Source organism: Kribbella sp. NPDC048915 (assembly GCF_040649595.1).
GTDB lineage: Bacteria > Actinomycetota > Actinomycetes > Propionibacteriales > Kribbellaceae > Kribbella.
In genome coordinates this window covers 139120-153930 of record NZ_JBEZFT010000006.1, presented here as the reverse complement: position 1 = coordinate 153930, position 14811 = coordinate 139120, and the positions used below count along the sequence as shown (strand labels likewise).

Below are 14811 nucleotides of genomic sequence, written 5' to 3'. Positions count from 1 at the left end.
GCTCGCCACGGTATCTCCCGTGGTATCGGTCAGGGTCACGCGCGGGCGGTGTCGGCGCGGTACCGGCGCAGGCCGATGAAGCCGAGAACCACGGTCCAGCCGATCACCACCATCAGGGCGTGTGTGTCCAGCCCCGACTGCGTCAGCGCGCTGCGCGAGGTCAGTCCGGTCCAGTACGCCGGGGTGAGCTGGGCGATGTGCTTCATGATCGACGGCATCTGGTCGACCGGCAGCCACAGTCCGCCGAACGCGGCGATCAGCATCGTCGTCAGACCGGTGATCGGCTGCACGCTGTCCGGCTTCGCGACGTACCCGATGACCAGGCCGAGCGCGGCGAACGGCAGCGCCCCGAGCCAGGACACCAGCGCGACGGTCAGCCACTGCCCGGCGTCGAGGTGCACGTGCCCGAAGGTCATCCCGCAGAGGAACACCACGATCAGCGGCGGCACTGCCAGCAGCAGGCTCAGGATCACCTTGTTGACGACGTACGCCTGCGGCTTCAGCGGAGTGAGTCGCAGGGTCCGGTTCCAGCCGCCGTCGCGTTCGGCCGCAATCACGCCGCCGCTGCTCATCGCCGCGGACATCGAGCCGAACATCGCCATACTGACCATCACATAGGCGATCGCGGAGATGCCGGCCTCGCTGGCGTCCGTCGGGATGGTCAGGCCGAAGATCGCGAACAGGACCAGCGGCATCAGGATCGAGAAGATCAGCACCCGCCGGTTCCGCAGCGTGCGCCGAATGTCGAAGATCAGGTAGTCGCGGTTCATGCCAGGGTCTCCTCGTGGGCCGAGCCGATGGCGAGGACGGCATCCTCCAGGTCGGCGGACGTCACCTCGATGTCGTGGGCGGTGGTGTGGGTGAGCAGGTGGCGCAGCGTGTTGTCGGAGTCGGCGCACTTCAGCACGACGACGTCACCACGGGTCTCGACGCTCCGTACGCCGGGCAGCGCCGCCAGCGCGGTCAGATCGGCGCCGGGGATCGTGGCGCGGACGGTGCGCCCGGACACGCTCGCCTTGATCTGCGCGGCGGTGCCGTCGGCAACGACCTTGCCGCTGCGCATCAGCACCACGCGATCGGCGTACGCGTCCGCCTCCTCGAGGTAGTGGGTCGCGAACAGAACCGTGCGGCCGCGCGCGGTCTCGGCGTGCATCGACGCCCAGAAGTCCCGGCGCGACTCGACGTCCATACCGGTCGTCGGCTCGTCCAGCACGATCAGGTCCGGCTGCGGAAGGATTGCCATCGCGAACCGCACCCGCTGCTTCTGGCCGCCGGACAACCCCTTCATCGTCCGTTTCGTGAGGTCGGCGATGCCGGCGCGATCGAGTGCTTCCGCGACCGGCATCGGGTTCGTGTGCAGGCCCGCGACCAGGTCGAGCAGTTCGCCGACTTTGGCGTCCTCGATGATCCCGCCACTTTGCAGCATCACCCCGACCTGCCCGTTCGCGATCGCGTCGGCCGGAGTACCGCCGTACACCTCGACCGTGCCCTGGTCCGGTTTCACCAGCCCGAGCAGCATCTCGATCGTGGTCGACTTCCCGGCCCCGTTCGGCCCGAGCAGCGCCACCACCTCGCCGGTGCGAATCGTCAGGTCCACCCCGGCGACCGCCTGCACGTCCGCGTACTTCTTGGTCACACCCCGCAGGCTGACCGCAGTCGTTGTCGTCATACCCAGAGCCTCCCGGAGAACGGCGGGGGAGCCCTGGATCGGCCGTCATCACCCGGCCATGACATCCGTCAGGCCGCAATCAGGGTCACAGCTCAGGGTCACAGCTCAGGGTTGCTGTTGGGGTCGGTGCTCAGGGCTTGCCCAGGTTGCGGGCGAACTCGAGGGCGGGGAGCCAGTCGTTCTCGGTCAGGTCGTGGCCGCCCGCGCGGAGGTGGTAGCCGATGCCGCCCGGCGGAAAGGCGGGCTGCGCGGCACGCAGTGACAGGTACTCACCGAGCGGGTCGGCCCAGTCGTCGCTCGCCGCGTCGGTCAGGTAGACGCCGCGCGGCGCGATGCTCGCGAGCAGTTGGTGCTGGTCGACGGGCAGTTCGCTCTCGCGACCCACGTACGTCGCGAACGACGGCACGAACCAGTGCGGGAACTTCGACGTGATCGCCGAGACGTCCTCGCCGGCCGGATGCCGGAACAGCGTCGCGCCGCAGCAACCGGAGCCGTTCGCGACGGTCACGGCGAAGCGTTCGTCCTGGGCGGAGGCCCAGAGCGCCGCCTTCCCGAGCCGCGAATGCCCGAGCGCGACCGCGCCCGCCGGACCGATACCGGGGACGGTGAGCGCGGTGTCGAGGAGCCGGGACAGACCCCAGGCCCAGGCGGCGACCGCACCCCAGGTCGCTTCCGGGAACAAGCCGCGCACCCCGTGCTTCGGCGCCGGGTCGTCGGGCTCGATCTGCTGGTAGTCGACGGTCGTCACGGCGTAGCCGGCCGCCAGGATCTTCGCGTACGGCCAGCTGGCGATCGTGTCGCCGGTGTCCTTGAAGTGCAGCGCGACGACCACGGGAGCGTCGGTCGCCCCGGCGGGTACGTGGGTGAGCGTGTCGAGCGCGAGATCGCCGTACGGGCAGGCGATCGTGACGCGATGCCGGAGCCGGTCGCCGGCGCCGCCGAACACGCCCTCTTCACGGGTCTGCAGGTCGACACCGAGCGGCCGCTCATCCTCCGGTGCGCGGCCGTAGATCGTGCGGGCGAATTCGTCCACGACGACGGCCCTGTCGGCGCCGAGCTCCGGCAACGGCGGGACCTCGGCCTGCAACCACTCTTCGGGCACACCGGGCGGGTTCGTCATGGTTCACCAGCCTAGGTGACCTCGCCCACCGGCGCGGCGGGAAATCGGTTGACCGCGTCGTCGGCCGATGTGAAGGTGCCGGACGTGACGGACGTGACGGATGTGCCGACGATGCACGACGACGAGGTGGCGATCGACTCCGCGCTCGTGAGCCGGTTGCTGGCCGAGCAGTTCCCGCAGTGGGCCGACCGGCCGGTGCGGGTCGTCGACCGGTCGGGGACCGACAACGTGACGTTCCGCGTGGGTGACGACCTCGCGGTCCGGTTGCCGCGGACCGCCCGCCACACCGGGCAGGTCGAGAAGGATCTCGCCTGGCTGCCGCGGCTCGCGCCGCACGTCTCATTGCGGATCCCGGAACCGCTCGAGCTCGGGCGGCCGACCGCGGAGTACCCCTTCACCTGGGGTGTCTACCGATGGTTGCCTGGGGCTCCTTTCGACCTCGGTGACGTCGACAGTGCCGAGGCGGCGCGGGAGATGGCGCAGTTCATCCGCACGCTGCAGGAGGTCGACACGACGGGAGCGCCCGTACCGGACGACGATCCGTTCTCCCGGGGTACGCCGCTGGCCCCGCGTGACGCGATGTTCCGCGCGGCGCTGCACGAACTCCGCGACCATTTCGACACCGGCCTGCTGACCGCGGCCTGGGAGGAAGCGCTGGCCGCTGACACCTGGGACGGCGTACCGCGCTGGATCCACGGTGACCTGATGACCGGCAACGTCTTGGTGGCCAATGGCAAGCTGTCGGCGGTGATCGACTTCGGTACGGCGCGTGCCGCCGACCCGGCCGGTGACGTGATGGCCGCGTGGTTCCTGTTCGAGGGCGCGTCCCGCAAGGCCTTCCGCGAGGCCCTCGAGGTCGACGAGGCCACCTGGCTCCGCGCCCGCGGCTGGGTCCTGTCGCTGAGGATCATCGCGATCCCGTACTACCGGCACCGCTTCCCGGACAGCATCCCCGACGGCCAGGCCGCGGTCGCCGACATCCTCAGTTCCTAGTGTCCCGGGTGCGGCGTGTCAGCTGAACAGGACGTGTTCACACGGCACCCCGTCCCGCCCGCTCGCCGCTCAGTCCGATCCCGTCACCACACGGGACACGTCCGGTCGAGCTGACACACCCATGGGCCGGTCGCGTGGGGCTACGGGTTCTTGAGGGTGTGAAGGCCTTGCCAGAGGAGGTCCTGGAGGGTTCGAGCGACCTTGTCCGGTGTGGGGGGAGTAGGGGTGCGGGTGCGCCAGATGGCCAGGCGTTCGGTGGCGCCGGAGATGCTTTGGGCGATGATCTGGATCTGATCGTCGTCGGCGGGGTGGTCGGGTGGCAGGTTCATCCGGACCATGCGGGCGATCAGGTCGATGAAGGCGGCGCGGATCTCGTCGGTGGCTTCGGCGGCAGGGCCGGCGTTGAGCAGGTTCTCGTCGATCAGGACGGACCAGGCCTGCGGGTGTTCGTCGAGGAAGCGGAACCAGGCCAGGAATCCGGCGTACAAGGCGGACTCGGCGTTCGGGGCGGCGAGGACCGCGTCGGCGACGGTGTCGAGCAGGCGGCCACGGAGGCGGGTGATGCAGGCGAGGAACAGGCCGTCCTTCGAGCCGTAGTACTGGTAGACGAGCGGCTTCGAGACGCCCACCGCGGCGGCGACGTCGTCCATCGAGGTGCCCTGGTAGCCACGGTCGCCGAAGATCCGCTCGGCCGCTTCGAGGATCTCCCGCTCCCGGGCGGCGCGGTCGCGGCGGCGCTTCGGCGGATCCGTGGCGGTGGTCGAGGTCACTTGCGGAGTTTAACTGACTCCGAGTAACTTACTTCGAGTAAGTTCCGACCGGCTGGAGGATCGAACGTGCGCAGGCATCGGATCGTGGTGATCGGGACCGGGTTCGCGGGGATCGGGATGGCGGTCCGGCTGAAGCAGGCCGGGTACGACGACTTCGTGATCCTCGAGCGCGCCGGCGACGTCGGCGGGACCTGGCGTGACAACACGTACCCGGGCTGTCGGTGTGATGTGCCGTCGCACCTGTATTCGTTCTCGTTCGCGCCCAACCCGGAGTGGTCGTCGACGTTCTCGCCGCAGCCGGAGATCGAGCAGTACCTGCGCAACGTCACCGACCGGTTCGGGATCCGTCCGCACATCCGCTTCAACCACACGGTGGAGTCGGCGCGCTGGGAGGACGGCGCGTGGCACATCGCGACCGACCAGGGGGTGTTCGTCGCGGACATGCTGCTGTCCGGGATGGGTCCGCTGGCGGAACCGTCGTTCCCGAAGCTGCCGGGGATCGAGGACTTCGAGGGCGAGGTGTTCCACTCCTCGCGCTGGAATCATGATCTGAACCTGAGCGGTCGCAAGGTCGCCGTGATCGGGACCGGGGCGTCGGCGATCCAGTTCGTGCCGGCGATCCAGCCGGAGGTTGAGGAACTGCATCTGTTCCAGCGCACCGCGCCGTGGGTGATGCCGCGTCCCGACCGCAAGATCACCGCGGCGGAGCGGGCGATCTATCGCCGGTTCCCGCTGGTGCAGAAGGCGGTGCGGGCCGCGATCTACTGGGGGCGCGAGTCGATGGTGCTCGGGTTCGCCAAGCTGCCGGCACTCATGAAGCAGGCACAGAAGGTGGCCGAGAAACATCTCGCGCAGCAGGTCCGCGACCCGCTGCTGCGGGTGAAGCTGACGCCGGACTTCACGCTCGGCTGCAAGCGCGTGCTGATCTCCGACGACTACTACCCGGCCGTCGCGCAGCCGAACGTCGAGGTGGTCACCGACGGGATCGCCCAGGTGGCGCCGAACGGCGTCGTCACCACCGATGGCGTGAAACACGAGGTCGACACGATCATCTACGGCACCGGCTTCAAAGTGACCGACCTGCCGGTGATGGACATGGTGTACGGCCGCGGCGGCGTCTCGCTGCGCGAAGCGTGGGCGGACGGCATGCAGGCCCATCTCGGTACGGCGGTTGCGGGCTTCCCGAACTTCTTCCTGCTGATCGGTCCGAACACCGGTCTCGGGCACAGCTCGATGGTGTTCATGATCGAGTCGCAGATCGCCTACATCCTGGACGCGCTGAAGACCATGGATGTACGGGGTCTTCGTGAGGTCGAGGTCCGCCCGGAGGTGCAGCGCGCGTTCGTCGACCAGGTGCGCTCCTCGATGCGGAACACGGTCTGGACGCGTGGCGGGTGCACAAGTTGGTACCTCGATTCCGCGGGGCGCAACACCACGCTCTGGCCGTCCTTCACGTTCCGGTTCCGGCAGCTCACCCGCCGGTTCGATCCCGCCGAGTATCGAACGCTCGCTATGTGACATTGAGCGTGTTACATTCGATCCGTCGGATACGGATCGGAGGCGGCGCGTGCTGGAGTTGCTCCTGCCGCTGCACGGGATCGGTGGTCGAGGGGACCTGCCGGTACCGCTGTGGCTGGCGATCTACTCCGCCGGCGCCGCGGTCGCGGTGTCGTTCTTCGCGCTCGCCGCGTTCTGGTCGCGCCCGCGGTTCGAGGGGACCACGGGCCGGCCGCTCGGCCGGCTGACCCGCTTCGTCGACAGCCCCGCGACCCGCGTCGTCCTCAAGGTCGCAGGTGTGGCCGCGCTCGCGGTGCTGCTCGGCGCGGCGTGGCTGGGCGACTCGACCGGCAATCCCGCACCGACCTGGCTGTACGTCTGGATCTGGGTCGGCATCATCCCGCTCTCGCTGCTGTTCGGCCCGATCTGGCGGCTGGCCAATCCGCTGCGTACCCTCGCCGGTCTGGTACGGCGTACCTCGCACAAGCAGCTGCCGCAACGGGTCGCGTACTGGCCGGCTGTCGCGGGAATGGCGGGCTTCGTGTGGCTGGAACTCGTGTACCCCAGCGCGTCCGAACCCCGCGTCGTCGCGACAGCGATCACCGTCTACGCGGCGGTGAATGTTGCGGCAGGCATCATTTACGGGCCGTCCTGGTTCGCCGTCGGGGACAGCTTCGAGGTGTACGCCGACGTACTCGCGCGGCTGAGTCCGCTCGGACGGGAGGATGGACAACTCGTCCTGCGGAACCCGCTGGCGGGGTTGGCCACGATGCCGCAGCAACCGGGCATCGTCGGGCTGTTGTGCCTGCTGCTCGGCTCGACCGCGTTCGACGGCATCTCCCGCTGGTCGCTGTGGACGCGGCTGACCGGCAACCTTCCGCACATCCCGGTCGCCTCGGCCGGGCTGATCGGCGCGGTCGCGATCGTCACGGCGCTGTTCCTGCTGGCGGCGCGCGCGACCGGCGCGGCACAGCTCCGTCCCGGCGCCCTCGGTTCGGCGGGTCTGCCCGGTGCGTTCGTGCATTCGCTGGTACCGATCGCGATCGGGTATTCCGTCGCGCACTACTTCTCGTTCGCGATGTTCCAGGGGCAGGACGGCTGGCTGCTCGCGTCTGACCCGTTCGGGCGCGGCTGGGACTTGTTCGGGACCAGCGGGCGGGAGATCGACTACACGTTCCTCGGGACCGGGTTCATCGCCGGGGTTCAGGTCGGGGCCATTGTCGTCGGGCATGTGCTCGGGGTGGTGTCGGCGCACGATCGCGCGACCTGGCTGTTCCGGCGGCGCGAGTTGCGCAGGGCGCAGTACCCGATGCTCGCGGCGATGGTGGCGTTCACGGCCGGTGGGATCGCGCTGGTGAGTGCGTCATGACGCCGCTGCACATGGGTGGCATTCCGGAGACCGCGATGGTGCTCGGGCCGATCCTGTTGATCCTGGCGTTCGTGCGGATCGCGCGCCGCAACGAGGCTGCGGTCCCCGACGACGAGGACGAGTGGGACGCCGACCTGGGCGATCTGCCGCCCGACCGGCAAGTGCCGCCCCGGGTCCACATGGACTGAGACCCGGCAGGGTTCTCTCAGCCGGTCGAGGGCAGCGTCTTGCGGTCGAGCCCGAGCTCCTCGTAGGCGACCTGTTCGATCTCGCGCGCCATCGCCTCGCGGAACGCGGCGACCAGCGCCTGCCCGGCCAGCGGGATGATCCCTTCGAGCGTGCGCTGGATCTCCGGCCAGCCCTCGGCGGGCATGCCGGCGTCGGTGAAATCGCGCCACACCGTCGACCGAAACAACTCGACGTACGTCTTCGCGACCGCGTCGGCCTGTTCGAACAGCTTCGGCAGCATGGTGAAGATCGCGTCCATCGGCACGCCGAGCTTGATCACTTCCAGCCCGGTGCGGAGCAGGTCGGGGTTCGGGATCCGCAGCCGGCCGGAGTCGAGCCGTTCGGCGATGCCCAGCTCGACCAGGCGCTCGATCACCGCCGGGTCGTGCGGTACGCCGGCCCACTCGGCCAGCTGGTGCTCGTCGAGCTCTTCGGGCTCCGCCGGCGTCCACGGGTTCACCAGGGTCTCGAACACGCCGAGCGCCAGCGCGCCATCGGGCAGTTCGCTCATCATCCGCTCGACCGCGGCCAGCGTGTAGCCCTTGGCCAGCAGTTCGCGGACCAGCGTCAGCCGGGCGACGTGGTCCTGGCCGTAGTACCCCGTCCGGCCGACCAGCCGCGGCGGCGGGATCAGCCCGCGCCCGGCGTAGGCCCGCACGTTCCGGACCGTCATGCCCACCTTGGCGGCGAGCTGGTCGACGGTGAGCTCCTCGTCCGCGTTGCGTTCCACTCTTGACAGTCTTCCAGACTCGACGTTACATAGGGGATGTAACATGCACTATGGCGCATGATCCATGTCCCGAAGGAGCCAGTCGATGGCCATCCCGCTCGCGACCACCGGTACGGCGACGTTCGACCAGATCGCGATCGTCACCGGCCTGGTCGGCCTGCTGTACGTCGCCCTCGCCGTCCTGCTGTGGCGCGAACGGACCGGCCGGGTCACGCTCGTCAGCAGGTTCGCGGAGACCGTCGGACGGCTGGACGGCGTCCCGCGCTGGGCCGCGCTGACGCCGTACCTGCATGCCGTCTCGCTGCTCGCCTGCGCGTTCGGAGTGTGGTGGGACATCGCGGTGCACATCGCCCGTGGCCGCGACACCGGCCCGTTCGGGACGCCCGCGCACTATCCGATCTTCTTCGGGATCCTCGGCGTGATCGTGGCCGGCGTGCTGCCGATCGCGCTGGCCGGCAAGCCGCTGCCGGCCCGGACGATCCGGCTCGCGAAGGGCTGGCGGATCCCGTGCAGCGCCGCGCTGGTCACGGTCTGCGGCACGTTCGCGCTGGTCGGCTTCCCGCTCGACGACGTCTGGCACCGGTTGTTCGGCGAGGACGTGACGCTGTGGGGGCCGACGCATCTGCTGATGATCGGCGGCGTGGTCTTCTCGATCTTCGCGCGGCTGCTCGCGCTCGCGGAGGTCGAGCAGCTCGTCGGCCCGAACAAGCGCCGGCTGTTCCAGGAGATCGTGTCGGTCGGCGCGTTGCTGATCGCCTGGGATCTGTTCAGCACCGAGTACAACTACGGCGTACCGCAGTTCCCGCTGATCCTGCAGCCGTTGCTGATCGTCTTCGGCGCCGCGATGGCGTTCACGATTCTGCGCGCGCGGCGCGGTCCGGGCAGCACCTTCGCCGCGCTGGCGGTGTACCTGGTGATCCGCGGCGGGATCGCCTGGGCGGTGGCCGAGCCGCTCGGCCAGATCGTCGGGCACTTCCCGCTGCTGATCGTCGAGGCGGTGCTGGTCGAGGCCGTGGCGCTTGCCCTCGGCAACAAGGCGCGCTTCCGGCTCGGTGTGGTCGGCGGTGTGCTGATCGGCACCGTCGGCGTGGTCGCGGAGTATGCCTGGAGCCACGTCTGGATGCCGATCCCGTGGCCGTCGTCGCTGCTGCCGTCTGCACTCGGGTACGGCGTGTTCGTCGGTGCCGGTGCCGGTTTGATCGGCGCCTGGCTCGCGACGCGGTACGCCGAGGTCGCGGGCGATCAGGGTGCGCTCGGGATCAAGCACATCCGGCCGCCGGCGGTCCGGCGTACCCACCAACTGGGCGCGGCCGGACTGATCGCGGTCGTGGCGATCGTGTTCTTCTGCGTCCCGCGGACCGCCGACGCGGGCGTTTCCGGAGTCGTGTCGCTGGATCGAGTGGCCACCGGATCCGAGCCGACGGCGTACGTCACGGTGACGCTGACACCTGCCGACGCGGCTGCGGGGGCGCGGTGGTTCGAGGCGCTCGCCTGGCAGGGCGGCGGTCTGGAGTACCACCGGATGGAGAAGGTTGCCGACGGCACGTACCGTTCGCCCGAGCCGGTGCCGATGTACGGCAAGTGGAAGTCGATGATCCGCCTGCACCAGGGGCAACGGGACCTCGTGGCGAGCTGGGTGTACGCGCCGGAGGACGCCGAGCTCGGGAAGCCCGCGGTCCAGGTCTCGGACGGTCAGACCGTCCAGTTCGTCCATGAGCAGCAGGTCCTGCGGCGCGAGGAGCGCACGGACGTGCCACGATGGATGTGGAACGCCGGGTACGCGCTGCTCGCGGTCGTCGGGCTGCTCGAGGTAGCCGGAATCATCTGGCTGGTCGGGCGCGGCGCCCGCGGCGGGCGGATGCGAGCGGCGCACCTGGCCGGGGAACGCGAACGGGAGATTGTGTGACGATCCAGTTGGAACACGTCGGGGTCACGACTCCGGACGGAGTACGGCTGAACGTCGAGGTCACCGGGCCCGCGGACGCGCCGGTGACGGTGCTGCTGGTGCACGGGTGGACGTGTTCGACCCGCTCCTGGCACAACCAGGTCGAGACGCTGCCGGACGTTCTCGGCCGCGACGAGGTGCGGGTGGTCAGCTACGACCATCGCGGACACGGGCGCTCCGACGCGGCACCGCCGGGCACGATGCGGATCGAGCAGCTCGCGGACGATCTGGTGACGGTGCTCGATTCGGTCGTCGGTGACGGGCCGGTCGTGTACGCCGGTCACTCGATGGGCGGCATGACGCTCATGACGCTCGCCGACCGGCATCCGGAGCTCTTCGGCTCCCGGATCCGCGCGACCGCCTTGATCAGTACGTCGTCCGGGCAGATCACTGCCGGCGCGCTGGGCCTGCCCAAACGTCTCGAACCAGCCGCCGCCGCTCTTGCTCCCCGTGCCATGAACCTCGTCGGCGCCCGCCGAGACCGCCGCCCGGCGGGGAAGCCGTTGAGTGCTCAGGTGCAGCGGTCGGGGTTGCGACGGCTGGTGTTCGGGAAGAAGCCGGATTCGGCTGAGGTGGAGCTGTTTCTCGAGGACCTGGCCGTCGTGCCGGGGCCGTCGTACGGCGGGTTCTTCGAGGCGATCCTGCACCACGACAAGGCCGACGCTTTGAAGGTGCTCGATCAGCTGCCGGTCGAGGTGATGCACGGCACCCGGGACCGCCTGCTCCCGCCGCGGCACGCGAACCGGATCGCGGCCCAGCTGCCGTCCGCGCGGCTGTGGATGTACCCGGGCGCCGGCCACATGCTGATGCAGGAACGCCCCCGCGACGTCACCCACCGCCTGGCCTCGCTGGCACGCAAAGCCCGAGTCGGCTGAGAATCGCGTCACGGTGCGGCACGGCGTCCTCGCCTACGCTCGGGGGCGTGCAGAACCTTCTCTCCGATGTCGTGGTCGTGGATCTGACCCGCGCGCTCGCCGGACCGCACGCGGCGATGATGCTGGGCGACCTCGGCGCCCGGGTGATCAAGGTCGAGACGCCGAACGGCGGTGACGACAGCCGCGGCTGGGGTCCGCCGTTCGTGGCCGGCGAGTCGACGTACTACCTGTCGGCGAACCGGAACAAGGAGTCCGTGACCGCCGACCTGAAGAGCGACGAGGGCAAGGAGTTCCTCACCAAGCTGGTCCGCAAGGCCGACATCCTGCTGGAGAACTTCCGCCCCGGCGTCCTCGACCGGCTGGGTTTCTCCACCGAGCGGCTGCACGAGCTCAACCCGGGCCTGGTGATCCTCTCGATCACCGGCTTCGGCCACGACGGACCGGAGGGCGGCCGGGCCGGGTACGACCAGATCGCCCAGGGCGAGGGTGGCCTGATGAGCATCACCGGCGAGACCGAGCCGACCAAGGTCGGTGCCCCGATTGTCGACCTGCTGGCCGGGATGTACGGCGCGTACGGCGCACTCGCCGCCCTGCACGAACGGTCGATCACCGGCAAGGGCCGTGTCGTCCGGACGAGCCTGCTCGCCTCGGTTGTCGGCGTGCACGCGTTCCACGGGACGAGATGGACGGTCGCGCACGAGCTGCCCCAGCGGGTCGGTAATCACCACGCGCAGATCGCGCCGTACGGCCTGTTCCGGACGCAGGACGACATCGTGCAGGTGGCGATCGGCAGTGAAGGACTGTGGCGGCTGTTCGCCCCGATCGTCGGCCTCGATCCGGCGGACGAGCGCTTCGCCGCCAACTCGGCGCGGGTGGCGCACCGGGACGAGCTGACCGCCGCGATCGAGGAAGCGTTCGCCGCGAAGTCTGCTGATTTCTGGCTGGAACGCCTTGCGGACAAGGGCATTCCGGCCGGCAAGGTCCGCGACTTCCAGCAGGTCTACGAGTGGGAGCAGACCCGTTCCCAAGGCCTGCTCGTCGAGGTCGACCATCCCACCCTCGGCCGCATCCAGCTGCCCGGCCCGCCGCTGCGTTTCGACGACAATCCGTACGCCGGCGCGCGCGAGACCAACCTGGCGCCGCCGCGGCTCGGTGAGCACAACGAGTCGGTCAGAGCCTGGCTGGATTCCGAGTAGAGGCCCGCACCACCAGCTCCGGGCGGATCAGCGTCTTGCGCGGCCGCTCGGCGCCCGATGTCTTCAACCGCTGCATCAGCAGGTCGACCGCGGCGGTCCCGACCTCGGCGGCCGGCAGCCGGACAGTGGTCAGCGGCGGTTGCAGGTACGCCGCGTACGGGTGGTCGCCGTACCCGGTGATCGCCACGTCGTGCGGCACCTGCAGGCCGCGCTCGGCGAGCACCTTGAGCAGACCGAGGGCGAAGTAGTCGTTGCCCGTGACAATGGCATCGGGCAGCTCGAGTGACTGTGCGAGGCGGTACGACTCCTCCGGCTGCCAGGGCAGCGCGAGCGAGTCGTACCGACGCGTCGGCACGGTGAGTACGGCGTCCGCCGGGACGTCGAGACCGCCGTCGGCCATCGCCCGCCGGAAGCCGGCGATCCGGTCGGCGGTCGTGGTGATCGGCAGGTCCTCCTCGATCAGCATCAGCCGCCGGGCGCCGTCGGCGATCAGGTGGCTGGTCGCCTCGTACGCACCGCGCTCGTAGTCGACGCCGACCATGTCGCAGTCGAGTTCGGGCACGTCCCGGTTGACGAACACCAGCGGGATCCCGCTGTCGCGGACGCGGCGCCAGTGGTCCCACTCGGCCTGCACCGGGACCACCACGGCGCCGTCGACCGCGGAGCGCAGCAACGCCTCGGTGGCGCGCTGCTCGTTCTCTACGCTCTCGTCGGTGACGAGCAGCAGCAGCGAGTACCCCTGGGCGCGGACCCGGAGTTCGATGCTGCTGATCAGCTGTGCGTAGAACGGGTTCGAGGGGTTGGTGATGACCAGGCCGAGCGTCATCGCGGATCCGAGCACGAGCGACCGCGCCAGGGTGTTCGGGACGTACCCGATCCGCGCCGCCTCCGCCTGCACGGCGGCCCGGGTGGCTGCGCTGACGCTGTCCTTGTCACCGAGCGCCCGCGACACCGTGTTCACCGACAGGCCGAGCGCCGTCGCGATGTCCCGCAACGTCGGCCGCGGCCGCGGCCCCTCTGTCATTCAGCCCCCTCTACGCCTTCACGGCCAGGTGGATCCGTACCTGCACCGAGCCCTCGACCTTAGCTCGCAGTCGCAGCCAGTGACCGAACCCCGTGGCCGTCCAGGACACCAGTGTGCCTGGCTCGACCACGTGCTCGGTGCCGTCGAGGTCGCACCAGGTGATCCCGTCGGGGGACACCTGGGTCACGTACGTCGCCGTACCGTCGCCGCCGACGTGCTGCACGAACCAGCGTGCCTCACCGGCCCAGGCGACCTCGTACGGCTCGGTGGCGAAGCCGGTGTCGAAGGTGGTGTCGCGTTCCAGCACCGCCGTCATGGACTGTCGCATGGGCCTACCAATCAACCGAGATGAGGACGGAGTCGAGGAAGAGGAAGTTCCGCACCGCGCTGTGGGTGCGCACCGAGAAGTAGAAGTTCAGCAGGTTCTCGAGGGTCTCGTAGCGCTCCTCGTACGGCGGGACCGGGACGTCGCTCATGTCCATCACCCGGTCGTTGACCTGCAGTTCCACGTTCTTGCGGTTCTCCGTGTCGATCAGCCAGCGCAGGTAGTGCCAGTTCACCTTGGTCGGCACCTCGTTGTAGCAGAGCTCCTGCGGCTCGCCGAACGGCTGCCAGTCCTCCGGGTTCGGCGCGGTGAAGTCGGCGGCGTACTCCAGCTTCACCTTGCCCTCGAAGTGCTCGCGCGGCGTCGGCTCGGGGACCGTCGGCGCCATCCACCGCCTGGTGAAGTGGTTGTCCAGATCGGTGTTCTGGTAGCGCGCGACGGTGTGGTACCGCAGTCCGCCGTCGCCGCACAGGTCGGTCGCGACCGTGAACGCGCCGAACTGTGCCTCGGACGGATGGGTGTTGCCGTCCCACTGCACGTCGCCGAAGCTGTCCAGCTCGGCACCGCCGCCGAGGGTCGCCTCGGACTTGAAGGTGAAGTAGGTCTCCAGTTGGACCAGGCCGCGGCCGCTCATCGTGAGCCGGCGGATCGCGACCGCCGTGTGGCCCTTGTACGGGCGGGTCGCGAGCTTCAGCGCGTACGTACCGCTGAGCGCGCCGTGCGTCCCGATGTCGAAGAAGTTGCAGGCCGACAGCTGGGGCGGCCGGAAGTCGCGCATGTGGTCGTCGACCGTGCTGAGGTCGCCGCGGCCGTTGTAGTTGCCGAGCAGCTCGGTCCAGCCGTGCGTGCCGCTGTCGAACTCGTCGAAGGCCAGGATCCGCCGCAGCGGGTTGAACTTCGACAGCCGGGGATCGGCGGACAGTAGCGCGGCGCGTACGTCGGATGTCGTCACGCAGTGCCTCCCAGTGAAGTTGATTGTTGGGTGAAGTTAACGTTCACGGGAATTGGCCGTCAACTGGCCGTTCCATCCTCAGCAACGCTGATCTATTGACACTCAAATTGGGCGCTTC

The 14811-nt window shown here is 69.4% G+C and carries 15 protein-coding genes; 7 read left to right on the top strand and 8 right to left on the bottom strand.

Annotated features, from left to right (window positions below):
* Positions 1-35: 35 nt before the first annotated feature.
* The 3 genes from AB0B82_RS05865 to AB0B82_RS05855 all read right to left on the bottom strand — a co-directional run bounded on the left by AB0B82_RS05865 (position 36) and on the right by AB0B82_RS05855 (position 2789).
* Complete coding sequence (locus AB0B82_RS05865; protein ID WP_360163065.1) at positions 36-770, bottom strand: ABC transporter permease; 735 nt, start codon at positions 768-770, stop codon at positions 36-38.
* The gene (locus AB0B82_RS05860; RefSeq protein ID WP_360163062.1) at positions 767-1669 is read right to left on the bottom strand and encodes an ABC transporter ATP-binding protein; all 903 of its coding nucleotides are present in this window, start codon (positions 1667-1669) and stop codon (positions 767-769) included. The genes AB0B82_RS05865 and AB0B82_RS05860 overlap by 4 nt, the downstream gene beginning before the upstream one ends.
* Positions 1670-1799: 130 nt before the next feature.
* Positions 1800-2789, bottom strand: coding sequence for a hypothetical protein (locus AB0B82_RS05855; protein ID WP_360163059.1), 990 nt, complete (start codon positions 2787-2789; stop codon positions 1800-1802).
* Between the two features lie 84 nt (positions 2790-2873).
* Here AB0B82_RS05855 and AB0B82_RS05850 point away from each other — a divergent pair, with 84 nt between their 5' ends.
* The gene (locus tag AB0B82_RS05850; RefSeq protein WP_360163056.1) at positions 2874-3782 is read left to right on the top strand and encodes an aminoglycoside phosphotransferase family protein; all 909 of its coding nucleotides are present in this window, start codon (positions 2874-2876) and stop codon (positions 3780-3782) included.
* Positions 3783-3922: 140 nt separating this feature from the next.
* On the opposite strand, the gene AB0B82_RS05845 is transcribed toward AB0B82_RS05850, so the two are convergent.
* Positions 3923-4552 (bottom strand): TetR/AcrR family transcriptional regulator, encoded by a 630-nt coding sequence (locus tag AB0B82_RS05845; protein WP_360163053.1) that lies wholly within the window; start codon positions 4550-4552, stop codon positions 3923-3925.
* 66 nt (positions 4553-4618) lie between these two features.
* Between AB0B82_RS05845 and AB0B82_RS05840 the strand changes: the two genes are divergently transcribed.
* Genes AB0B82_RS05840 through AB0B82_RS05830 form a run of 3 tightly spaced genes read left to right on the top strand, consistent with a single transcriptional unit; the run spans position 4619 to position 7606 of the window.
* On the top strand, positions 4619-6070 hold the full coding sequence (locus AB0B82_RS05840; RefSeq protein ID WP_360163050.1) for an NAD(P)/FAD-dependent oxidoreductase: 1452 nt from the start codon (positions 4619-4621) through the stop codon (positions 6068-6070).
* A gap of 49 nt (positions 6071-6119) precedes the next feature.
* Positions 6120-7418 (top strand): hypothetical protein, encoded by a 1299-nt coding sequence (locus AB0B82_RS05835; protein ID WP_360163047.1) that lies wholly within the window; start codon positions 6120-6122, stop codon positions 7416-7418.
* Positions 7415-7606, top strand: coding sequence for a hypothetical protein (locus AB0B82_RS05830; RefSeq protein ID WP_360163044.1), 192 nt, complete (start codon positions 7415-7417; stop codon positions 7604-7606). The genes AB0B82_RS05835 and AB0B82_RS05830 overlap by 4 nt, the downstream gene beginning before the upstream one ends.
* A gap of 17 nt (positions 7607-7623) precedes the next feature.
* On the opposite strand, the gene AB0B82_RS05825 is transcribed toward AB0B82_RS05830, so the two are convergent.
* Complete coding sequence (locus AB0B82_RS05825) at positions 7624-8376, bottom strand: MerR family transcriptional regulator (RefSeq protein WP_360163041.1); 753 nt, start codon at positions 8374-8376, stop codon at positions 7624-7626.
* 85 nt (positions 8377-8461) lie between these two features.
* Here AB0B82_RS05825 and AB0B82_RS05820 point away from each other — a divergent pair, with 85 nt between their 5' ends.
* From AB0B82_RS05820 to AB0B82_RS05810, 3 genes are read left to right on the top strand one after another with little or no spacing between them, the layout of a single operon-like run.
* Complete coding sequence (locus AB0B82_RS05820; RefSeq protein WP_360163038.1) at positions 8462-10282, top strand: hypothetical protein; 1821 nt, start codon at positions 8462-8464, stop codon at positions 10280-10282.
* Positions 10279-11196 (top strand): alpha/beta hydrolase, encoded by a 918-nt coding sequence (locus AB0B82_RS05815; protein WP_360163035.1) that lies wholly within the window; start codon positions 10279-10281, stop codon positions 11194-11196. The genes AB0B82_RS05820 and AB0B82_RS05815 overlap by 4 nt, the downstream gene beginning before the upstream one ends.
* A 47-nt stretch (positions 11197-11243) precedes the next feature.
* Positions 11244-12392: a CoA transferase gene (locus AB0B82_RS05810; RefSeq protein ID WP_360163032.1), complete on the top strand. Its 1149-nt coding sequence runs from the start codon at positions 11244-11246 to the stop codon at positions 12390-12392.
* On the opposite strand, the gene AB0B82_RS05805 is transcribed toward AB0B82_RS05810, so the two are convergent.
* The 3 genes from AB0B82_RS05805 to AB0B82_RS05795 are packed head-to-tail and all read right to left on the bottom strand — an operon-like array spanning position 12367 to position 14693.
* Entirely contained in the window at positions 12367-13416 is a 1050-nt protein-coding gene (locus tag AB0B82_RS05805; RefSeq protein WP_360163029.1) for a LacI family DNA-binding transcriptional regulator, read from the bottom strand. The genes AB0B82_RS05810 and AB0B82_RS05805 overlap by 26 nt on opposite strands.
* 10 nt (positions 13417-13426) lie before the next feature.
* Positions 13427-13744 carry a DUF6385 domain-containing protein gene (locus AB0B82_RS05800; protein WP_360163026.1) on the bottom strand — a complete coding sequence of 106 codons (318 nt, stop codon included), beginning with the start codon at positions 13742-13744 and terminating at the stop codon, positions 13427-13429.
* A 4-nt stretch (positions 13745-13748) separates the two neighbouring features.
* Complete coding sequence (locus tag AB0B82_RS05795; RefSeq protein ID WP_360163023.1) at positions 13749-14693, bottom strand: DUF6772 family protein; 945 nt, start codon at positions 14691-14693, stop codon at positions 13749-13751.
* Between the last annotated feature and the right edge of the window lie 118 nt (positions 14694-14811).